18 protein-coding genes and 1 riboswitch are annotated in these 21,275 nt (G+C 66.7%); of the genes, 11 read left to right on the forward strand and 7 right to left on the reverse strand.

The features are described 5' to 3' along the window. Nucleotides 1–3: 3 nt before the first annotated feature. Nucleotides 4–576 (forward strand): cytochrome b, encoded by a 573-nt coding sequence (locus ACZ75I_RS14775; RefSeq protein WP_005410672.1) that lies wholly within the window; start codon nt 4–6, stop codon nt 574–576. A gap of 3 nt (nt 577–579) precedes the next feature. Beyond that, nucleotides 580–1,152: a YceI family protein gene (locus ACZ75I_RS14780; protein ID WP_111200758.1), complete on the forward strand. Its 573-nt coding sequence runs from the start codon at nt 580–582 to the stop codon at nt 1,150–1,152. A 102-nt stretch (nt 1,153–1,254) separates the two neighbouring features. On the opposite strand, the gene ACZ75I_RS14785 is transcribed toward ACZ75I_RS14780, so the two are convergent. Continuing rightward, nucleotides 1,255–1,488, reverse strand: coding sequence for a glutaredoxin family protein (locus tag ACZ75I_RS14785; RefSeq protein ID WP_472959063.1), 234 nt, complete (start codon nt 1,486–1,488; stop codon nt 1,255–1,257). A gap of 99 nt (nt 1,489–1,587) precedes the next feature. Between ACZ75I_RS14785 and ACZ75I_RS14790 the strand changes: the two genes are divergently transcribed. Together ACZ75I_RS14790 and ACZ75I_RS14795 are read left to right on the forward strand one after the other, a co-directional pair. Continuing rightward, nucleotides 1,588–2,970, forward strand: a complete 1,383-nt coding sequence (locus ACZ75I_RS14790; RefSeq protein ID WP_049415888.1) for an L-serine ammonia-lyase — start codon at nt 1,588–1,590, stop codon at nt 2,968–2,970. A gap of 127 nt (nt 2,971–3,097) precedes the next feature. Then, complete coding sequence (locus tag ACZ75I_RS14795) at nt 3,098–4,093, forward strand: alpha/beta fold hydrolase (RefSeq protein WP_472958162.1); 996 nt, start codon at nt 3,098–3,100, stop codon at nt 4,091–4,093. Between the two features lie 107 nt (nt 4,094–4,200). Here the strand turns inward: ACZ75I_RS14795 and ACZ75I_RS14800 are convergent, their stop codons facing one another. From ACZ75I_RS14800 to metX, 3 genes are read right to left on the reverse strand one after another with little or no spacing between them, the layout of a single operon-like run. Further along, nucleotides 4,201–5,268 carry a homoserine dehydrogenase family protein gene (locus tag ACZ75I_RS14800; RefSeq protein WP_061478877.1) on the reverse strand — a complete coding sequence of 356 codons (1,068 nt, stop codon included), beginning with the start codon at nt 5,266–5,268 and terminating at the stop codon, nt 4,201–4,203. Then, on the reverse strand, nt 5,265–6,500 hold the full coding sequence (locus ACZ75I_RS14805; protein WP_472958163.1) for an O-succinylhomoserine (thiol)-lyase: 1,236 nt from the start codon (nt 6,498–6,500) through the stop codon (nt 5,265–5,267). The genes ACZ75I_RS14800 and ACZ75I_RS14805 overlap by 4 nt, the downstream gene beginning before the upstream one ends. After that, nucleotides 6,497–7,528 carry a homoserine O-succinyltransferase MetX gene (metX, locus tag ACZ75I_RS14810; RefSeq protein ID WP_231352252.1) on the reverse strand — a complete coding sequence of 344 codons (1,032 nt, stop codon included), beginning with the start codon at nt 7,526–7,528 and terminating at the stop codon, nt 6,497–6,499. Before metX ends, ACZ75I_RS14805 begins: the two co-directional genes overlap by 4 nt. A 77-nt stretch (nt 7,529–7,605) precedes the next feature. Further along, a riboswitch (SAM riboswitch) is annotated at nt 7,606–7,724 on the reverse strand. Nucleotides 7,725–7,871: 147 nt separating this feature from the next. On the opposite strand from metX, the gene ACZ75I_RS14815 reads away from it, so the two are divergent. The 4 genes from ACZ75I_RS14815 to ACZ75I_RS14830 all read left to right on the forward strand — a co-directional run bounded on the left by ACZ75I_RS14815 (nt 7,872) and on the right by ACZ75I_RS14830 (nt 13,281). Further along, on the forward strand, nt 7,872–8,756 hold the full coding sequence (locus ACZ75I_RS14815) for a M23 family metallopeptidase (protein ID WP_472958164.1): 885 nt from the start codon (nt 7,872–7,874) through the stop codon (nt 8,754–8,756). A 66-nt stretch (nt 8,757–8,822) separates the two neighbouring features. Then, entirely contained in the window at nt 8,823–10,427 is a 1,605-nt protein-coding gene (locus ACZ75I_RS14820) for a peptide chain release factor 3 (RefSeq protein ID WP_049415910.1), read from the forward strand. A 159-nt stretch (nt 10,428–10,586) separates the two neighbouring features. After that, nucleotides 10,587–11,225, forward strand: a complete 639-nt coding sequence (trhA, locus tag ACZ75I_RS14825) for a PAQR family membrane homeostasis protein TrhA (RefSeq protein ID WP_005418403.1) — start codon at nt 10,587–10,589, stop codon at nt 11,223–11,225. Nucleotides 11,226–11,307: 82 nt separating this feature from the next. Then, nucleotides 11,308–13,281: an AsmA family protein gene (locus tag ACZ75I_RS14830; RefSeq protein WP_472958166.1), complete on the forward strand. Its 1,974-nt coding sequence runs from the start codon at nt 11,308–11,310 to the stop codon at nt 13,279–13,281. A 507-nt stretch (nt 13,282–13,788) separates the two neighbouring features. On the opposite strand, the gene ACZ75I_RS14835 is transcribed toward ACZ75I_RS14830, so the two are convergent. The 3 genes from ACZ75I_RS14835 to mtgA form a co-directional block, all read right to left on the reverse strand. Next, nucleotides 13,789–14,220, reverse strand: coding sequence for a CBS domain-containing protein (locus ACZ75I_RS14835; protein ID WP_005418405.1), 432 nt, complete (start codon nt 14,218–14,220; stop codon nt 13,789–13,791). Then, nucleotides 14,180–15,199, reverse strand: coding sequence for a glycosyltransferase family 2 protein (locus ACZ75I_RS14840; protein ID WP_005418406.1), 1,020 nt, complete (start codon nt 15,197–15,199; stop codon nt 14,180–14,182). The genes ACZ75I_RS14835 and ACZ75I_RS14840 overlap by 41 nt, the downstream gene beginning before the upstream one ends. Before the next feature lie 61 nt (nt 15,200–15,260). Beyond that, entirely contained in the window at nt 15,261–16,010 is a 750-nt protein-coding gene (mtgA, locus tag ACZ75I_RS14845; RefSeq protein ID WP_005418407.1) for a monofunctional biosynthetic peptidoglycan transglycosylase, read from the reverse strand. A gap of 77 nt (nt 16,011–16,087) precedes the next feature. Here mtgA and hslO point away from each other — a divergent pair, with 77 nt between their 5' ends. The 3 genes from hslO to ACZ75I_RS14860 all read left to right on the forward strand — a co-directional run bounded on the left by hslO (nt 16,088) and on the right by ACZ75I_RS14860 (nt 21,203). Continuing rightward, nucleotides 16,088–16,981, forward strand: a complete 894-nt coding sequence (hslO, locus tag ACZ75I_RS14850) for an Hsp33 family molecular chaperone HslO (RefSeq protein WP_180870149.1) — start codon at nt 16,088–16,090, stop codon at nt 16,979–16,981. 116 nt (nt 16,982–17,097) lie between these two features. Next, complete coding sequence (locus ACZ75I_RS14855) at nt 17,098–17,946, forward strand: XOO1806 family protein (RefSeq protein WP_472958169.1); 849 nt, start codon at nt 17,098–17,100, stop codon at nt 17,944–17,946. A 374-nt stretch (nt 17,947–18,320) separates the two neighbouring features. Continuing rightward, the gene (locus tag ACZ75I_RS14860) at nt 18,321–21,203 is read left to right on the forward strand and encodes a TonB-dependent receptor domain-containing protein (RefSeq protein ID WP_049412226.1); all 2,883 of its coding nucleotides are present in this window, start codon (nt 18,321–18,323) and stop codon (nt 21,201–21,203) included. Nucleotides 21,204–21,275 lie beyond the last annotated feature (72 nt).

Below are 21,275 nucleotides of genomic sequence, written 5' to 3' on the forward strand. Positions count from 1 at the left end.
CTCATGACCGCCAAGAACACCCCCGCCGCCTGGGGGAGTGTCAGCCAGATCCTGCATTGGTTGATCGCACTGCTGATCCTCGCCCTGGGCGTGGTCGGCCTGACCATGGGTGAACTGCCCAAGACCCCGAAGTACTTCTGGGTCTACACCGCGCACAAGTCGATCGGCATCACCGTGCTGGCGCTGGTGCTGTTCCGCCTGGGCTGGCGCCTGTACGCCGGTGCACCGAAGCCGGTGCCGGGCGTGCCCAGCTGGCAGGAGCGTATCGCCAGTGCCACCCACGTGCTGCTGTACGTGCTGATGTTCGCCATCCCGCTGTCGGGCTGGCTGTACGACTCGGCCAGCGGCCTGCGCCCGTTCCGCTGGTTCGGCCTGGTCGACGTGCCCAAGCTGAGCGGACCCGACCCGCAGGTTGTCGCGGTATCGCATGCCATCCACGAATACGGCTTCTGGCTGTTGATCGCGGTGGTGCTGGCCCATGCCGGCGCTGCCTTCTACCACCACCTGTTCCAACGCGATGCAACGCTGTCCCGCATGTTGCCGCGCGGCTGGCTCGCCTCCCCTCAGAAGGACTGACCGATGAACCTGAAACTGACCACTCCGGCCGCCGTGGCCGCCGCCCTGGCCGGCATGCTGGGCACCGCCCCTGCACTCGCCGCGGACTACGCACAGGCCCCGGGTGCCGGCTCGATCCTGGTGTTCGCCACCAAGTACGACGGCGAAGTGTTCACCGGCAGCTTCCCGGGCTTCGCCACCAAGCTCAGCTTCGACCCGGCCAACCCGGCCGCCGGCTCGCTGGACGTGGTGATCCCGCTGGCCGGTGCCAAGAGCGGCAACAGCGACCGCGATTCGACCCTGCAGGGTGCCGACTTCTTCAATGTTGGCAAGTTCGCCACCGCACGCTACACCGCCAAGGGCTTCCGCGCGGTGGGCAACGACCAGTTCGCCGCCGATGGCACACTGGAGCTGCGCGGCGTCAGCAAGCCGGTCACGCTGACCTTCACCTGGAAGCCGGGCACCCAACCGGTGCTGACCGGCAAGGCCACGGTCAAGCGCCTGGACTTCGGCGTCGGCGGCGGTGACTGGGCCGACACCAAGACCATCCCGGACGAAACCGCGATCAGCACGATCGTGAAGTTCGACGCGAAATGAGCGATGGGCCGGGGCACGGCTCCGGCCGCATCCTGTAGAGCCGAGCCATGCTCGGCTGCCGTCCAGGTCGCGCTGCGCGCGTCAGCCGAGCATGGCTCGGCTCTACAATGAGCTTTCAGCCAGCCACGCCTGAACCGTGGCGGCGTCGAACGGCCAGTCCAGCTCACGGTCGCCGCGTTCGTCGCGCAGCACCGGCACCCGCGCGCCGTAGCGCGCTTCCAGCGCCGGCTGGTCATCCAGGAACACCGATTCGAACTCCGGTGCCCGCGCCTTGGCCAGCTCGGCCAGGGCCATGTCACACAGGTGGCAATCGTCACGTTGGATCAGGGTCAACACCGGTCGGGCTCCCATGGCGGAAATGCTGCGCCGCAGCCATCGGATGGCCCGGCAAGCCGTTAGAATAGCGGCTTGTCCGGTACCCGCAGTTTGGCAACCATGGCTGTCAGCACGTTCGACGTTTTCAAGATCGGCATTGGCCCGAGTTCCTCGCACACCGTCGGGCCGATGAAGGCCGCCGAGCGATTCATCCATCGCTGGCTGCTCGACCCGGGCCGCCTGCACGAGGTCGCGCGCATCCGCGCCGATGTCTATGGCTCGCTGGCACTGACCGGCCGCGGCCACGGTACCGACAAGGCGATCCTGCTGGGCCTGGAAGGCCAGCGGCCGAACCTGATCGACCCGGACATCATTCCGGCCACGCTGGAGCGCATCCGCAGCAGCAAGCGCATCCAGCTGATGGGCCAGCACGAGATCGCCTTCGACGAGAAGCGCGACCTCGGCATGAACAAGCGCCAGAAGCTGCCGTACCACACCAACGGCATGCGCTTCACTGCCTACAACGCCGACGACGAAGTGATCGCCACCCGCGACTACTACTCGGTGGGCGGCGGCTTCGTGGTCAACCAGGACGACGCGGCCGATGATCGCATCGTGCCCGACGAGACCCCGCTGCCCTACCCCTTCAAGAGCGGCGATGAGCTGCTGGCGCAGACCGCGCGCAGCGGCCTGAGCATTGCCCAGCTGATGTTCGAGAACGAGAAGTGCTGGCGCAGCGAAGACGAGATCCGCGCGCAGCTGCGCGAGATCTGGAGTGCGATGCAGTCGTGCGTGGCGCGCGGCATCCGCGAGGAAGGCGTGCTGCCGGGTGGCCTGAAGGTGGGCCGTCGTGCGCCGGCGTTGTACCGCGAGCTGTCGTCGAAGCCGGAAGCGGCGATGCGCGACCCGCTGACCACGCTGGACTGGGTCAACCTGTACGCGCTGGCCGTGAACGAGGAGAACGCGGCCGGTGGCCGTGTGGTGACCGCGCCGACCAACGGTGCGGCCGGTGTGCTGCCGGCGGTGCTGCACTACTTCGACCGCTTCTGCCCGGGCGCGAACGAACAGCGCGTGTTCGACTTCCTGCTGACCTCGGCGGCGATCGGCATCCTCTACAAGGAAAACGCCTCGATTTCCGGCGCCGAAGTGGGCTGCCAGGGCGAGGTTGGCGTGGCCTGCTCGATGGCGGCCGGTGGCCTGGTCGCGGCACTGGGTGGCAACCCCAGCCAGATCGAGAACGCCGCAGAAATCGGCATGGAACACAACCTGGGCCTGACCTGCGACCCGATCGGTGGCCTGGTGCAGATCCCCTGCATCGAACGCAACGCGATGGGCGCGGTGAAGGCGATCAATGCCTCGCGCATGGCGATGCGTGGCGACGGCAAGCACAAGGTGTCGCTGGACAAGGTGATCAAGACCATGCGCGATACCGGCCGCGACATGCAGGACAAGTACAAGGAAACCAGCCGCGGTGGCCTGGCGGTGAACGTCATCGAGTGCTGAGTTGTAGAGCCGGGCACCTGCCCGGCTGATGGGGCAGGAGCAGCCGGTGGTGATCCCGGCTCTACATCGGACGACACCATCACCGCGTTCCGGTTAGGCTCGGGGCTCCCCCATCCCGGATTGCCCCATGCGCGTGATCGCTGCCGCCCTGCTTGCCTGCCTTCCGCTGACCGCCCTGGCCGCGCCCAGCTACGGGCCGCGCCTGGAGGGCTTCGACTACGGCTATCCGGTGAAGACCTTCGCGCTGGAATCGCAGCGGCAGCCGCTGGAGATGGCCTACCTGGACATCGCACCGAAGAAGACTCCGATCGGCGTGGTGGTGCTGCTGCATGGCAAGAACTTCTGTGCGGCCACCTGGAAGGAATCGATCAAGCCGCTGGTTGCCGCCGGCTACCGGGTGATCGCTCCGGACCAGGTCGGCTTCTGCAAATCCAGCAAGCCCGAGCGCTACCAATACACGTTCGCACAGCTGGCAGCCAACACCCATGCCCTGCTGCTGCAGCTGCAACTGGGCGACGTGCCGGTGCACCTGGTCGGTCATTCGATGGGTGGCATGCTGGCGGTGCGCTACGCGCTGATGTACCCGCAGGATCTGCGCAGCCTGTCGCTGGTCAACCCGATCGGTCTGGAGGACTGGAAGGCACTCGGCGTGCCGTGGCGCAGCGTTGATGCATGGTATGCCGGCGAACTGAAAGCCAGCTATGACAGCATCCGCCGCTACCAGCTGGACGTGTACTACGACGGCACGTGGAAGCCGGCGTACGAACCATGGGCACGCATGCAATCAGGCATGTATGAAGGCCCGGGCAAGCAGGCCGTTGCATGGAGCCAGGCGCTGGCCTCGGACATGGTGTTCAACCAGCCGGTGGTCTATGAACTGAAGAACCTGCAGGTGCCGACCACGCTGTTCATCGGCCAGAAGGACCGCACCGCGATCGGCCGCGACCTGGCGCCACCAGCGGTGAAGGCGACGCTGGGCAACTATCCAGCGCTCGGCAAGGCGGCAGCCGCAGCGATTCCCGGCGCCACGCTGGTCGAGTTCGCCGAACTGGGCCACTCGCCGCAGGTGCAGGACCCGAAGCAGTTCAACGCGGCGTTGCTGAAGTCCTTGAAGGCGCATTGAACGGCAGCCCTCCCCTGTAGAGCCGAGCCCATGCTCGGCTCATCCAGCAGGAGGGGATCTCGCCAGTAGCAGCCGAGCATGGGCTCGGCTCTACAAGAACTGTGCGCTCAGCCGACGATCCGCAGCACGTCATCCAGCAACGCGGCGGCGGTGACTTCCGCGCCCGCACCCGGGCCCTGGATCAACAGCGGCTGGCGACGGTAGCGATCACTGTGGATGGCGACGCGGTTGTCGGTCCCGGCACCCTGCGCCAACGGGTGATCAGCCGGCAGCTCGCGCAGGCCCACCTGCGCACCCTCACCGTCAACGCGGCCGACGAAACGCAACACGCGGCCGTTTTCGCGTGCCTGCTGCCAACGCGCCTGCAGCGGCGCATCCAGCTGCTCCAGCGCAGCCACTGCGCCCTCCAGCGGCAACGCGGCCAGCGATTCAGGTACCAGTGAATCCACCTGCACCTGCGAAGCATCCAGCGCCAGCCCGCTGCTGCGGGCCAGGATCAGCAGCTTGCGCCGCACGTCCTCGCCGGACAGGTCAAGCCGTGGATCCGGCTCGGTATAGCCGGCCGCCAGCGCCTCGCGCACCGCCGCCGAGAACGGCGACTGGCCGTCGTAACGATGGAACAGCCACGCCAGCGAACCGGACAGCACACCCTCGATGGCATGGATGTGATCGCCACCGGCCACCAGCGCGCGCAGGCTGCTCAGCAGCGGCAGGCCCGCGCCGACGGTGGCGCTGTCGCCATAGCGCGCACCACTGTCTGCGCAGCTTTCGGCAATCGCCTGCGCGCGTGCGAGCTGCGCACCACGGCCCAGCTTGTTGGCGGTCACCACATGCACGCCGCGCGCCAGCCACTGCACGTGACGTGCGGCCACGTCTTCGCTGGCGGTGGCATCGACCACCACATCGCCACGCTCCAGCCCTTCGGTGCTGGCCCACGCCGGCGAACTCTGGCCATCGCGTGGCGCACGTCGAGCCAGTTCCAGCGGCAACGCCAGGTCACGATCAATCTCCAGCGCAGTGCGCGAGTTGGCCAGCCATTGCACGCTGGGCAGTTCCAGGCCACGCGCCCGCAATGCCTGGTAACGCTGCACGAAGGCCGAGCCGACCGTGCCAGTGCCCAGCAGCGCCAGGCGTCCCACGCCCAGCGCAGGAATGTCGGCGGCGAGCGCGCTCATGCATCCACCACCTGTTTGCGGCGTGCGGCCGCATCGATCACGACTTCGGCGCGCTGCAGCGCGGCACCGAGATCGGCCAGCAGGTCGCGCTCGGCCTCGATGCCGACCGACAGGCGCAGCAGCCCTTCGCTGATGCCAGCGGCGGCACGTGCTTCTGCGGTCATCGCCGCATGGGTCATGGTGGCGGGGTGGGCGATCAGGCTTTCGACGCCGCCCAGCGATTCGGCCAGGGTGAAGCAACGCAGGCCATCCACGAATGCGCGCACTGCCGCGTGCGGATCTTCACCGGCGCAGTGCGCAAGCTCGAACGACAGCATCGCACCGAAGCCGCTTTGCTGGCGGGCGGCGATGGCATGACCCGAATGATCGGCCAGGCCCGGGTAGTACACCGTGCCGACCGCCGGATGCTGGTCCAGCAGGGCAACGATCGACGCAGTGTTTTCCTGGTGCACGCGCAGGCGCGCATCCAGCGTGCGCAGGCCGCGCAGGGTCAGGAAGGCATCGAACGGCGAACCCGTCAGCCCCAGCGCGTTGCCCCACCACACCAGCTGCTCGTGCAGTGCCGGATCACGCGCGACCACTGCCCCGCCCACCACATCGCTGTGGCCGTTGATGTACTTCGTGGTGGAATGCAGCACCAGGTCCGCACCGAACGAGAGCGGTTGCTGCAGCGCTGGCGACAGGAACGTGTTGTCGACCACCACGAGTGCGCCGGCCTTGTGCGCGGCATCGATGACGAAGCGCAGGTCGGTGATGCGCAGCAGCGGGTTGGACGGGGTTTCCACCAGCACCAGCTTCGGCTGGGTGGCCAGCGCCTGCGCCAGCGCGCGCGGGTCGGTCAGGTCGGCGGTGACCAGTTCGAAGTGGCCCTTCTTCGCCAGGGCGTTGAACAGGCGCCAGCTGCCGCCGTACGCATCATGCGGCACCACCAGGGTATCGCCCGGCTGCAGCAGCGCGTTCAGCACCAGGTTGATCGCCCCCATGCCGGTGGCGGTGACCACACCACCGACGCCGCCTTCCAGTTCCGCCAGCGCTTCACCCAGCAGGTCTCGGGTCGGGTTGCCACTGCGCGTGTAGTCGTACTGGCGCTTGTTGCCGAAGCCTTCGAAGCTGAAGTTCGACGACAGCACGATCGGCGGCGTGACCGCGCCATGCGCGGTGTCCCGATCGATGCCCGCACGGACGGCGGCAGTGGTGCGACTACAGGACGGCTCGTTGGCGTGCAGGCTCATGCGGACTCTCCAGAAGTGCGGAAGGCGGTGGCGAGGATCGCGTCGATGCGATCGGTTTCTTTGAGGAAGGCGTCGTGGCCATAGGGCGAACGCAGCACGCGCAGGCTGCCGCGCGGGCCCAGCCCTTCGACCAGGCCGACCAGGTCGGCCAGCGGCACCAGGCGGTCGCCCTCCACGGCCACCACCACGGTCGGCGGCAGGATCGCGGCGGGGTCGACACGGTGCAGGTCGATCGATTCGGACAGGCGCAGGTAGGCGGTCACCGGCGTGCGCGCGACGTACTGCGCACCCGCCGCATCGAGATAGTCTTCGGCGGCCACGCGTACGCGGCCATTGATCACCTCCGGCGCGGCGTCGAAGCGCTCGCCGAACTCTTCCGGCGTGCGGTAGCTGAGCATGGCGAACTGCCGGGCCAGGGCCAGGCCGTGGTCTTCACCGCACTGCAGCTGGCCAAGCGCGACCGCGCGGCGCTGCAGTGCACGCCAGGCGGCGGCATACGGGTGCGGGCGATGCGCACCGCTGGCCAGCACCAGCTGGCGCACGCGGGCGCGGTGGCGGATCGCGAACTGCTGGCCGACCAGCGCGCCATACGAATAGCCGACGAAGGCCTTCAGCGTGCGGATGCCGAGATGGTCCAGCAGCAGCGCCAGCGCATCGGCCTGGTCGGCAGTATCGATCGGCACATCCAGTGCACCGTCGGCACCGATGAAATCGAAGGCCAGCACGCGCAGTTGCTGCGGATCCAGCGCGCGGCCGCTACCCACAAGCGCTTCGGCCCAGCCCTTCTCGCTGAACTGTGCGTTGGAGGCCACGTGGCGATGCGCGGAAATGCCACCGGCCAGCACCACCACCGGCGCGTTGGCCGGGCCGACCCACTCATAGCGCAGGCGCACCGGGCTGGGGCCTGCATGACGCATCGACAGCACCGCGGCGAACTCACCGCGCTCGGCGTGCACGCGGTCTGCGACCGGCACGCTGACGGGGACAAAGGGTTCGGGGCGAACGGCGGTACTGGTGGCGAAGCTCATGGCGGGATCCGGTTGGGGAATCGGCCATCGAGCCTTCGCGGGGCCCGCGTTCGAGATGCACGTGGGGTGCATGGTTCGAACCATCTTTCGGTGGACGCCACGGTCCCCGCAGGATTTGGCACCTACGCAGACGCTTGCGCGCCTGCGGGCTGCCCCGGCTTCAAAGGGCCTGTCCCTCTGCCGGTCTCGATGGTGGAGCCACGATGCCAGCCCTTTCCGGCCCTGTCAATCCCTTCATGCGGATAAAGCGATAGATATCTCCAGAATCACTCTGCGAGGGCCGTCCCGGTCGCCCCGTTCAGGATCGGGTACAGTCCCGGCGGTCCTCTCGCTGGAAACGCCGATGCCGCGCCTGCCCCTGTCCTGCCTGCTGTTGCCTCTGCTGGCGAGCGCGACCGCACACGCCGGCGACTGGCGCCAGGGCTGGGGACTGGCTCCCCCTTCCACCCGTGCCACGCGCGCAGGCAGTGCCGAGGGCGGCGCCCCCATGGCCCGGTTGCGCCTGCAGCCGGTCGGTACGCAATGGCAGGCGCGGATCGACAACGGGCTGGCAGGGCCGCTGCAGATCCAGCTGCGCGCCGCCCCCGGACACCCGGTCGAAGGCCTCCCGGTCGAGTCGCTGATCCAGGGCGACAGCAGCGTGGTGGTCGGCCACCTGCCCGCCCCGATCAATGGCCGCATGCTGGACCTGCGCCTGCAGTCGGTACCGGGCAATCCGGCCGCACAGGCCGAGGATGTGGCCTATCGCCTGCCGTTCGATGCGGCCCGTCCACGCGTGGACCAGGCGCCGCAGGGCCGGTTCAGCCACGACGACGAGGAAAACCGCGATGCGGTCGACTTCGCGCTGCCTGAAGGCACGTTGGTGCTGGCCGCACGCGAGGGCACGGTGATGCAGATCCAGGATGGCTTCCGTGGCAACGGCCAGGACCGCGAGCGCGATGGTGCCCGTGCCAATTTCATCCGCGTGCTGCACAGCGACGGCAGCATGGCCCTGTACGGCCACCTCCAGGCCGGCGGCATGCGCGTGCGCCGCGGCCAGGCGGTGGGAGCCGGGCAACCGATCGGCCTGTCCGGCAACAGCGGCTACAGCACTGCGCCGCACCTGCACTTCGTGGTGCAGGTCAACCGCGGCATGGGCCTGCGCTCGGTGCCGGTGCGCATCTTCGCCGGGCAGGGCCAGCTGCAGTTCGCCCGCCACGGCGAGGCCGACGGCGGTATCGGGCGCTGACCGGCCCCGGCCGGTATAATCGGGCGCTTATCTCTTTGAAAAGCGCCCCGGGCGGGCGCCACTGCCATGTCCGAAGTCGCCAACGAAGCGTCGCGTCGCCGCACCTTCGCCATCATTTCCCACCCTGACGCCGGCAAGACCACGCTGACCGAAAAGCTGCTGCTGTTCGGAGGCGCGATCCAGATGGCCGGTTCGGTCAAGGGCCGCAAGGCCGCCCGCCACGCCACCTCCGACTGGATGGCGCTGGAAAAGGAGCGCGGCATCTCCGTCACCTCCTCGGTGATGCAGTTCCCGTACGAAGGCAAGATCGTCAACCTGCTTGACACCCCTGGTCACGCCGACTTCGGCGAGGACACCTACCGCGTGCTGACCGCAGTGGACTCGGCGCTGATGGTGATCGACGTGGCCAAGGGCGTGGAAGAGCGCACCATCAAGCTGATGGAAGTGTGCCGCCTGCGCGACACCCCGATCATGACCTTCATCAACAAGCTCGACCGCGAGGGCAAGGACCCGATCGAGCTGCTGGATGAAGTGGAGACCGTGCTCGGCATCCAGTGCGCGCCGGTCACCTGGCCGATCGGCATGGGCCAGCGCCTGAAGGGCGTGGTTCACCTGCTGACCGGCGAAGTGCACCTGTACGAACCGGGTCGCAACTTCACCCGCCAGGACTCGACCATCTTCCCGTCCATCGATGCGCCCGGCCTGGCCGAGAAGATCGGTGCGCAGATGCTGGCCGACCTGCGCGACGAACTGGAACTGGTGCAGGGCGCCAGCCATCCGTTCGATCTGGACGCTTACCGCGCCGGCAAGCAGACCCCGGTGTTCTTCGGCTCGGGCGTGAACAACTTCGGCGTGCAGCCGCTGCTGGACTTCTTCGTCGAGCATGCGCCGTCGCCGCAGGCGCGAACCACCACCGGCCGCGAAATCGCACCGGAAGAGAACAAGCTGACCGGCTTCGTGTTCAAGATCCAGGCCAACATGGACCCGCAGCACCGTGACCGCGTGGCATTCATGCGGGTCTGTTCGGGCCGTTTCAGCGCCGGCATGAAGACCTTCCACGTGCGCACCGGCAAGGAAATGAAGCTGGCCAACGCGCTGACCTTCATGGCCAGCGACCGCGAGATCGCGGCCGAAGCGTGGCCCGGCGATGTGATCGGCATCCACAACCACGGCACCATCTCCATCGGCGATACCTTCACCGAAGGCGAAGCGGTGACCTTCACCGGCATTCCCAACTTCGCCCCGGAACTGTTCCGCCGCGCACGCCTGCGTGATCCGCTCAAGCTCAAGCAGCTGCAGAAGGGCCTGGCCCAGCTGTCCGAGGAAGGCGCGACCCAGTTCTTCCGCCCGCTCACCAGCAACGACCTGATCCTGGGTGCCGTCGGCGTGCTGCAGTTCGACGTGGCGGCCTACCGCCTGAAGGACGAGTACGGCGTGGAAGCCACCTTCGAGCCGGTCAGCGTGACCACCGCGCGTTGGGTCCACTGCAGCAACGAGAAGAAGCTGGAAGAATTCCGCGAGAAGAACGCATTGAACCTGGCCCTGGATGCGGCCGGTCACCTGGTCTACCTCGCTCCGACCCGGGTCAACCTGCAGCTGGCCCAGGAACGCTCGCCGGATGTGCGTTTCTCGGCCACACGCGAAGCGGCGCACACCGTTTCGGCAGGCTGATGCCACGGGGTCGGATCCCTTTCCGCAAGGAAAGGGCTCTGACCCCGCCGTCGCAACGCAGGGATTCACCCACCATACGGTGACGGGCGTGCACATGCCGCCCATCGCGGCGATGATAGAGGGGTGCGGGTCCCCCTCCCCGCGAACGATGCCTACGCCATGTCCACGACTTCCGTTGCTTCGATCCGCGAAGAAATCGCCAGCGCCCTGACCCACGGCCTCGGTGCCGTGCTCGCCCTAGGCGCCGGCGCGGTGCTGATCACCCTGGCCGCAATCTACAGCGATGGCTGGCAGCTGGCCGGCGCCATCGTGTTCGGCATCGCACTGCTGCTGCTGTACACCGCGTCCACCCTGTACCACGCCATCCAGCACCCGGTCGCCAAGGGCCGGCTCAAAGTGTTCGACCACTGCGCGATCTACGTACTGATCGCCGGCACCTATACCCCATTCACCCTGATCGGCCTGCGCGGCCCGTGGGGCTGGGGCCTGTTCGCCGCGATCTGGACCCTGGCCCTGGCCGGCGTGGTGTTCAAGCTGTTCTACACCGGTCGCTTCAAGCGCCTGTCCACTGCCATCTACGTGGCCATGGGCTGGCTGGTGATCGTGGCGGTCAAGCCGATGCTGGCCTCGATCGACGGCTGGACGCTGGGCTGGCTGCTGGCCGGCGGCCTGTCCTACACGCTGGGCACCTATTTCTACCACCGCGAATCGATTCCCTATTCGCATGCGATCTGGCACCTGTTCGTCATCGGTGGCAGCGTCTGCCACTTCGTCGCGGTCACCATGCAGGTGCTGTAGCACTGGCCCGTGCGCGGCGCGTGCACGCCGCGCACATGGACGCTTCGCGCCCCGTCCACGATGAGGGGGCAACCATGGCAGCGTGAATGCCGCCGCCTCCCCTGCCGCAAAGCGCACGAACCGCTGGCGCCTCCGCCGCCCCGGCCCGCGAGGCCGGCGCTGGTTGACGCTGCTGATCTTCCTGCTCGCGGCGATCCTGGTGCTGATCGCGCTGTGGGACTGGAACTGGTTCAAAGGCCCGGTCGAGCGCGCCGTGCAGGCCCGTACCGGCCGTGCACTGCACATCGGCCATCTGGATGTCGACCTCGGCCGGACCAGCACCATCCGTGCCGATGCGATCACCTTCGCCAATGCCGGTTGGGCGAAGCAGCCGAACATGGCCACGGCCGACCGCGTCGAGATCGACGTGCGCGTGTGGCCCCTGCTGCGCGGCAGCGTGCAACTGCCGGAAGTGCGCCTGACCCGACCGGACGTGCTGCTGGAAACCGCCCCACGCAAGGGCGAGCCGGGCAACTGGGACTTCCTCGGTGACAGCGCTGGCGGCGCCAGCCCGCAGCTCAAGCGCCTGCGCATCGACGACGGCCGACTGCAGTTCCTCGACGCACCGGGCCGTACCGACATCCGCGTGGGCGTGCGCAGCGGCCAGCCGAAGCAGGCCGATGCCTCGCCGCCGCTGCTGGTGCAGGGCAAGGGCCACTGGCAGGGCAACCCGTTCACCCTGCAGGGCGGAACCGAATCACCGCTGGAACTGACCAACAGCGACCACCCGTTCCGCATCCACCTCGACGGCCGCGCTGGCGCCACCCACGCGGTGGCCAGCGGCACGCTGACCAATCCGTTCCAGCTGCGCGTGTTCGACCTGCAGTTCGCACTCAGTGGCCAGGACCTGGCCGATCTCTACCCATTGCTCGGCATCGCCATTCCGCCGTCCCCGCCCTACGCGCTGAACGGACACCTGAAGCGCGACCACGACGTCTGGCGTTACGACGGTTTCACCGGCAAGGTGGGCGACAGCGACCTCGGTGGCAGTCTTCAGTTCGAGGTGGGCCGCGACCGTCCGCGGCTGACCGCGACGCTGGAATCCAGGCGCCTGGACTTCGATGACCTGGCCGGCTTCGTCGGCGCGCCACCGAAGACCGGCGGTGGCGAAACCGCCAATGCGGAGCAGAAGGCCGAGGCCGCGCGGGTGGCCGCGCGCGCGCGCGTGCTTCCGGACACGCCCTACAACCTCGGCAAGCTGCGTGCGATGGATGCCGATGTGCGCTGGAAGGCCCACCGCATCAACGCACCGTCATTGCCATTGGACGACATGGACGCCCATCTGCTGCTGGATGACGGGGTGCTGCGGCTGGCCCCGCTGAACTTCGGCGTCGCCGGCGGCGATATCCGCAGCACCATCCGCATGGACGCACGCCAGCCGCAGATCAGCACTGCGCTGAAGGCGAGCGTGCGCGGCGTTCAGCTGGGCCAGCTGTTCCCCGATGCCAAGCTGGCCGAACAGGCCAAGGGCGGCATCGGCGGTGAGGTGGACCTGAGTGGCCGCGGCAATTCGATCGCCGCAATGCTCGGCAGCAGCAGCGGCGAGGTCGGCCTGGCGATGGGCCGTGGCCATGTCGGCAACCTGGTGATGGAGCTGGCCGGCCTGGACATCACCGAATCGCTGAAGTTCCTGGTGACCGGCGACAAGCAGATTCCTCTGCGCTGCGCCTTCGCCGACTTCGGTGTGCGCGACGGCCTGATGACCAGCCAGGCGCTGGCGGTGGACACCACCGACACGATCCTCATCGGCGAAGGCACCGTCAGCCTGCGCGACGAAACCCTGGATCTGCTGTTGAAGCCGCGCCCGAAGGACAGGAGCATCCTGGTACTGCGCTCGCCGCTGCACGTTGCCGGCACGTTCAAGGACCCGTCGTTCCGCCCGGACTTCAAGGCGCTGGGCATCCGCGGAGCGGTGGCCCTGGCACTGGGCAGCATCGCCCCCCCGGCGGCGCTGCTGGCGACGATCGAGCTGGGGCCGGGCAAGGATGCCGACTGCGGTGGGCAGTATGCGAAGTAGGGTTACAGCGTTGTTCGCGGCGCCTCTTTTCCCGCGCGTAGAGCCGGAGCAAGGCGACAGGCAGGACACGCCGTAAATACGTCCCTGTAGGCTCGGTCGGCGCATCCATGCGTCTCACGGTCCTGCCTGCCGCCTTGCTCCGGCTGCGGACAGCTTCCTGCGCGCGGAACGAGAGCGAAATTCAAAGTCAAAAGAAAAAAGCAAAGTCAAAAGCTGTTGCCAACCAAGGTTGGCGGCTACCAAAGGCGAGCCACCACGCATGTGCGCACCGCGCTCGCAGGAACGTGTCCAGAGGCGGAGGGTGCGGCTGGGCAGGACCGTGAGGCGCATGGATGCGCCGATCGAGCCCCCATGGATGGGTTTACGGCGTGTCCTGCCCAGCCGCACCCTCCGCCTCCCAACGTATCAGGAAGGCGCTGCTTTGGCTTTGGCTTTGGCTTTGGCTTTGGCTGTGGCTTTGAGCTTCGAAAAGCGGGCCGGCGGGCCGCAGGCCCGCCAGCGACACCCTCACCCGGCAACGATGTACTGCTGCAGTTGATCCAGCTCCCGCCGCTGCGCATCGATCACCGACTTCACCAGGTCGCCGATGGAGATCACCCCCAGCACCTGCGCGCCCTCCACGACCGGCAGATGGCGGATGCGATAATCGGTCACCAACTGCAGGCAATGCTCCACCTGCTCGCCCGGCGACACCGTCACCACCTGCGACGTCATGATCTCTGCCACCGCCGTATCGCGCGAAGAGCGATCACGCAACACGATCTTGCGCGCGTAATCACGCTCGGACAGGATTCCCACCAGCCGCGGGCCGTCCATCACCAGCACCGCACCGATGCCCTTTTCCGCCATCAACCGGATCGCATCGATCACCGCCGCATCCGGCGCGACCGCATGTACTTCAGGAGACTTGCCGTCCAACAGTTGCCGTACCGTGGTCATCTGCCTGCCCTCCCAGGGTGGGTTGCGGGACCGAGTCTGCCACGGACGATGCTAGCCAGGCGTCAACCAGGTACAACGGCCGCTGCTTGGACTCCTCGTACAGCCGCCCCAGGTACTCGCCGATCAGGCCAAGCGCGATCAGCTGCACGCCGCCCAGGAATAGGATCACCGCCATCATCGTCGGCCAGCCCGCCACCCGGTCGCCATACAGCGCCGCCTTCACGATCACCCACAGGCCGAACACGAAAGCGACGGCCGCGGTTGCCAGCCCGAGGTAGGTCGCCGCCCGCAACGGCACGGTCGAGAACCCGGTGATGCCTTCGAGGGCGAAATTCCACAGCCGCCACAGGCTGAACTTGCTGCTGCCGGCCACACGTGCGTGGCGGTGGTAGGGCACGGCGATCCGCTTGAATCCCACCCAGCTGAAAAGTCCCTTCATGAAGCGGTGGCGCTCGCGCATCCCGCGCAGGGCGTTCAGCGCGCGCGGTGACAGCAGGCGGAAGTCCCCGGTATCGGCCGGAATCGGTGTCCGCGACAGGCGGCCCATCACCCGATAGAACATCGCTGCCGTGGCCCGCTTGATCCAGGCCTCGCCATCGCGGGCCATGCGCGTGCCGTAGACGTTGTCATGCCCTTCGCGCCAGCGCGCGACGAACTGCGGCACCAGCTCCGGCGGGTCCTGGCCGTCGGCATCGAGGATCATCGCCGCACCCTCGTGCACCAGATCCAGGCCGGCGGTCAGCGCCGCTTCCTTGCCGAAGTTGCGCGACAGCTTCAGCGCCGATACGCGTGCATCAGCCTGGGCCAGCCCGGCGATCACGTCCCAGGTGCGGTCATGGCTGCCGTCGTCCACATAGAGGATGTGACCGTCGATGTCGGGCATGCCGTCGAGCACCGCGCACAGCCGTGGATGCAGCAGCGGCAGTGCCAGGGCCTCGTTGTAGGCGGCGATGACGAAGGTAAGCCGTTCGCGGGTCATGGCCGGATTGTACGTTGCCGGCACGTGCCCGGCCCGTCGCCTGCCAATTGCAGCGCCGGGCTCAGTCCTCCGACAGATAGGACGCACCACCCAGCTGGCGCGCCTGGCGTTGGATCCACGCGGCCCGCCGCTGCACATACGGCCCAGGCTTTGCCGCGTTGTAGCGACGCGGTGCCGGCAACACCGCGGCCAGGCGCGCGCTCTCGGCCGGACTCAGCCGGGCCGCGTCCTTGCCCCAGAATTTCTGCGCTGCCGCCTGCGCGCCATACACACCATCACCGAATTCGGCAATGTTGGCGTACATCTCCAGGATCCGCTCCTTTGGCCACAGCGCCTCGATCAGCACCGTGTACCAGACTTCCAGGCCCTTGCGGATCCAGCTGCGGCCCTGCCACAGGAACAGGTTCTTGGCCACCTGCTGGCTGATCGTGCTGGCGCCGCGCAGGCGCCCGCCCCTGGCGTTGTGGTCGCGCGCCTTTTCGATGGCCTGCAGGTCGAAGCCGTTGTGGTCGGGGAAGCGCTGGTCCTCGGCCGCCACCAGCGAGATCGGCAGGCTCGGTGCCATCTGGTCGAGGTCGCGCCACTGGTAATGCAGCCGATAGGACCAGTCGGCCTCGCCCAGCGCCTCGCCATAGCGCCACAGCATCACCATGGACACCGGCGGGTCGATGAACCGCAGCACCAGCACCTGCAGACAGCTGAAGGCGGCCAGCAGCACCGGCAGCCACAGCAGCCGCTTCCAGCGCCAGCGTCGCCGGCGCGGCGCGGCGACCACGGCCTCTACCTTGTGCTGCTCTCCCGCTGCCCCCATTACTGGTGCATCCTTCTTCTGTCTGGTTGTCGGCGCATTATCCGGCAACCGCCCCCGTTTACGCGCGATGTGAGCCGATGACCGCCAACCCCGATTCCCTGATCCGTTTCCTGCTCCCCGACGCCGGCGTGCGTGGCGTGCATGTGCACCTGCAGGCCACCTGGCAGGAAATCCTGTCCCATGCCGCCTACCCGGACGCCGCTGCCGAACTGCTTGGCGAGGCCTGCGTCGCCTCGGCGCTGTTCACCGGCCACACCAAGATCGACGGGCGCCTGTCGGTGCAGCTGCGCAGCAGCACCGCGCTGCGCACCCTGTTCGCCGAATGCACCGCCGCCGGCACCCTGCGCGGTATCGCCCAGCTCAGCGAGGGTGGCGACGCACCGCGTGACCTGTCCCGCCTCGGTGATGACGCAATCCTCGCCATCACCATCGAGAACCCCGGCCTGGACGCGCGCGAGCCGCAGCGCTACCAGAGCCTGGTCGCGCTGACTGCGCCGGAACTGGACGAGGCCTTCGAGGACTACTTCCGCCAGTCGGAGCAGCTGCCAACCCGCCTGCTGCTGGCGGCCGACCGCAACGGTGCCGCCGGCCTGCTGCTGCAGAAGCTGCCGGGCGACGAAGGCGACGAGGATGGCTGGGCCCGCGCCAGCGCCCTGTTCGAAACCCTGGGCAAGGCCGAACTGCTGGCGACCCCGGCCGAGCAGCTGCTGCACCGCCTGTTCCACGAGGAGCGGCCGGAACTGCTGGGCGACAAGCCGCTGTCCTTCGCCTGCTCCTGCTCGCGCGAGCGGGTGGCTGGCATGCTGCAGTCATTGGGCGAGGACGAAGCCCGCGCGGCCGCCGAGGCCACCGGCGCCGTCGAGGTGCGTTGCGAATTCTGCGGGCGTGAGTATCACTTTCCATTGACGGAGTTCGGCATACTGTTCCACGGCGCCCAGGGGGCTGTAGCGGCGCCTGAACGACTTCAGTAAACGGCAGTCTTGTACCTGGGGAGGATCAAGGCTTGTTAAGAATTCATAAACACCCTAGGATCGAGTTCCCGTCCCCACGGGAACTTCCGTTGTCCGTCCCTGTCTGAACTGGTCCGATGCGTACCTTCCTGCGTCTACCGCTGGCCCTGCTGATCGCCCTTGGCGCGATCACGGGCGTGCATGCGCAGAGCAAGGACACCCGCACCGTGTTGCCGGTATGGAACAAGGGCAGCGGCAAGGTCGAGGCGCTGCTGTACCTGGAGCCGACCGGCGAACAGGCAGCCGGCGCCCGCTGGCATTTTGGCCGCAATTCGCTGGACGCGGCCTTTGGCCTGTCATCTGGCGATTCGCTGGGCCTGCTCTGCAACAGCAGCAGCGGCACCAGCATCAGCGGCCTGGCCAGCCATTGCATGCTGGCCAGCCTGGGCGACGAGGATGATCTGAACAGCCGTCGTTTCAGTGGTACCGCCGCGTTGAACCGGGGCAACAGCCGCTTGGGCATCACCGCCGGCACCGGCCGTGAAACCCTGCCCGCCTGGTTGTCGGGCTCGAACAAGACGCCCTCGCTGCGCGCCGAGCAGAACGATCTGACCGTGTTCGCGCAGAAGAACATTGGCCGCGAAGGCTTCGTCTCCATCGCCGGTACCTACGCCAAGGCACGCCTGGTACCGCTGGCCGACGCTTCGCCGGCCATCGTCGATCGCTGGGACAGCAAGAGCCTGAGCATCGGTGCCGGTTACGGCAACTTCACCGGCAGCATCATCGGCCGCGTGGTCGACGTGCCGGGCAAGCCCGGCAAGTTCGAAGGCCTGGGCATCGGCCTGACCTGGCGTACCCCGTGGTCTGGCCAGCTGACCGTCGGCGCCGAGAACGTGATCAGCCGCGGCAAGAATCCGTTCTCCCCGCGGAACGAAAGCAACGACGACGGCACCGTGCCGTACGTGCGTTACGAACAGGATCTCTGATCCCCTCAGTCAGGTTCAGCAACGATATTCCCGAAGGCGCCGAAAGGCGCCTTTTTGCATCTGCGTGCCAGCCTCGCACTCGCATGAGCGGTATCGACCGCAGAGCGTATCGACATATTGGGATACATATCAGTCGAAACTTTTTTCATCATTCTGCGTTAACAAACGAGGCAGATCAGCATGACCATACCAGCAACCCGTTGATTGGGCTTGGAAAAGCGCTTTTTTACCAAAATCACAGACTTCATTAACACAGCTTTAATTCTTGGCGAACGCCCGTTACTATCGGGTCAGCCTCGCGATTTGGGAGCGCTTTTTCGCTCCCCCGCCGGGCACTAACCCCAGCCAAGATTTCTTGGAGAGAGAGAGAGCCAATGAAACTCAAGTCCAGCCAGCTGCGTGACGCAGTTGTGATCGCGCTTGTCGCCGGTGCCACCACCGCGACGGCCCACGCCCAGGAAGCGACCAACCTCGACCGCATCGAGGTCACCGGTTCGCGCATCCGTCAGGTCGATACCGAAACCGCGCAGCCGGTGTTGAGCCTGAGCCGCGCCACCATCGAAAAGAGCGGCTTCAAGACGGTTGCTGACGTGCTGCAGAACATTTCTGCCGCCGGCAGCCCGGCCATCAGCCGTTCCGAACCGCTGTCCTCTGGTGAAATGGTCGGCGGCTACTACATCGACCTGCGCAACCTGGGTGCACAGCGCACCCTGATCCTGGTCGACGGCAAGCGCCTCGGCGCCAGCGTCAGCGGTTATCAGGACGTGTCGCAGATCCCGTCGGCGATCGTCGAGCGCATCGACGTGCTGAAGGACGGTGCTTCCTCGGTGTACGGTTCCGATGCCATGGCCGGCGTGATCAACATCATCACCCGCAAGAATTTCGAAGGCCTGGAAGTCAACGCCTACACCGGGCAGTACAGTGAAGGCGACGGCCAAAAGCAGAGCGCCGATTTCGTTGCCGGCTTCACCGGCGATCGCGGCTCGATCACCATCGGTGCCGAGTACTCCAACGAAAAGGCGGTGTGGGCAAAGGACCGCTGGTTCTCCGAATCGTCGCGCACCAATCGCCATCCGACCGCCGGCTGGACCTCGGTCAGCCAGTGGGGCTCGGTGTTCGACCCGACCGATCCGGACGCACCGTCGCTCACCCTCAATCGCGGCGGCAATCCTTACAACGCGGCGGATTTCCACGAAACCGACCTGACCCCGATCACCGGTGACGTAAGCAACTCCAACCAGCAGATGCAGCTGCTGACCCCGACAAAGCGTCGCAGCGTGTTCGCCAACCTGCAGTACGACCTTACCGACAATGTCCGTTTCAGCGGTGACCTGCTGTACACCCGCCGCGAATCGGAAGCGCAGGTGGCCGGTTACCCGCTGCAGTCCGAAGCCTACGCCAACCTCGGTTCCATCTGGTCGGCCGACAGCTACTACAACCCGTTCGGCCAGGATATGGCGTATGTCCGCCGTGGCTGGGAAGTGCCGCGCGTTTCCAACAACAAGCTGACGACGTTCCGCTTCAGCGGCGCGCTGCAGGGCTCGTTCCAGTTCAATGACAAGTACTTCGACTGGGAAGCCGGCTACCTCTACCAGAACTCCGAAAACAACCAGAGCCAGACCGGCAACTACAACGTCCTGGCTGCCAACGCCGCCACCGGGGCCTCGTTCTACAACCCGGCAACCGGCCGCGTGGAGTGCGGAACCGCAGCGGGCCTGGCTGCGGGCACCAACCCGGCCTACGGCCCCGGCGCCGGCGGCTGCATCCCGTGGAACCCGGCCATTCCGTTCGGCCGCACCGGTGATGGCGGCTTGACCGGCAATCCGGACCTGCAGCAGTTCCTGTTCCCGACGACGCACAACGTCGGCGAAACCACGATGACGTCCTACTACGCCAACATTGCGGGTAGCATCCTGACCCTGCCGGCAGGCGACCTGGGCTTCGCACTGGGTTACGAGTACCGCGAGGAGAAGGGCAACTTCAATCCGGACGCGCTGTCGCAGTCGGGTTACTCCACCGACCTGGCGGCTGGCCCGACCGGCGGCAAGTACGACGTCAATGAAGTGTACCTGGAGCTGAACGTACCGATCCTGGCCGACCTGCCCGGTGCCAAGGAACTGAGCCTGAGCGCAGCCACCCGCTTCTCCGACTTCAGCACCTTCGGCAACACGACCAACAGCAAGTTCGGCCTGAAGTGGCGCCCGATCGATCAGCTGCTGGTTCGTGCGACCTACTCCGAAGGCTTCCGCGCGCCGACCATCGCCGACCTGTACGGCGGCAGCTCGCAGTCCTTCGAGTACTTCACCGATCCGTGCGATACCTCGTTCGGTCTGGCCGCAACCGATGCCGCCACGGCCCAGCGATGCGCTGCCGCCCTGGGTGCCCTGGCCCCGAACTTCCGCCAGCTGAAGCAGGGTTACGTCCCGGCTGAAGGCCCGGATGAGCAGAGCCCGGTGCCGTTCACCTCCGGCTCCAATCCGAACCTGACTCCGGAAACGTCCAAGTCCAAGACCGTTGGCCTGGTCTGGAGCCCGACCTTCGCCCCGGGCCTGAACCTGAGCCTGGACTGGTTCAACATCAAGATCGAGAACACGATCGTTTCCGATACCCCGACGGATCAGCTGAACGACTGCTACGTTCTGGGCATTGCTGAGCGCTGCAGCACCTTCACCCGTGACGCCACGCTCGGCTACGTCAACAACCTGACCTACGGCAGCCGCAATGCTGGCTTCATCGAAACCGAAGGCTTCGACTTCGATGCAAGCTACCGCTATGCGACCGACACCTGGGGCAGCTTCAACTTCAACCTGCAGAACACCTACGTCACCAAGAACGTTCTGAAGACGGCCAATGATGACTCCCCGGTGCAGATCTACAATGGCTTCGGCAGCAACTTCCGCCTGCGTTCGAACCTGACCGTTGGCTGGGAATTCGGCGACTTCGGCATCACCTGGGGCACCCGCTACTTCTCCAGCGTGAAGGAGCGTTGCTACTACGCCACCGAGTGCTCGCTGCCTGACTACGGCTCGCCGGATCCGGCTCGCAACCAGGCGCAGAACAAGCGCGGCGCCACCACCTTCCACGACGTCCAGTTCTCCTGGAACGCGCCGTGGAATGCGACCATCGCGGTCGGTGCACGCAATGTGTTCGACCACTACGGCCCGCAGATGTACTCGGCGCCGAACTCGCAGTACTCCTACTACGGCGGCTACGACATCGGTCGCCTGATCTACATGCAGTACAAGCAGAAGTTCTGATCGGGAACCTGATCAGCTGATGCGGCAACGGCCCCGAAAGGGGCCGTTGTTCTTTGTGCGCCATGGACGGGC

Source organism: Stenotrophomonas sp. X (assembly GCF_055721025.1).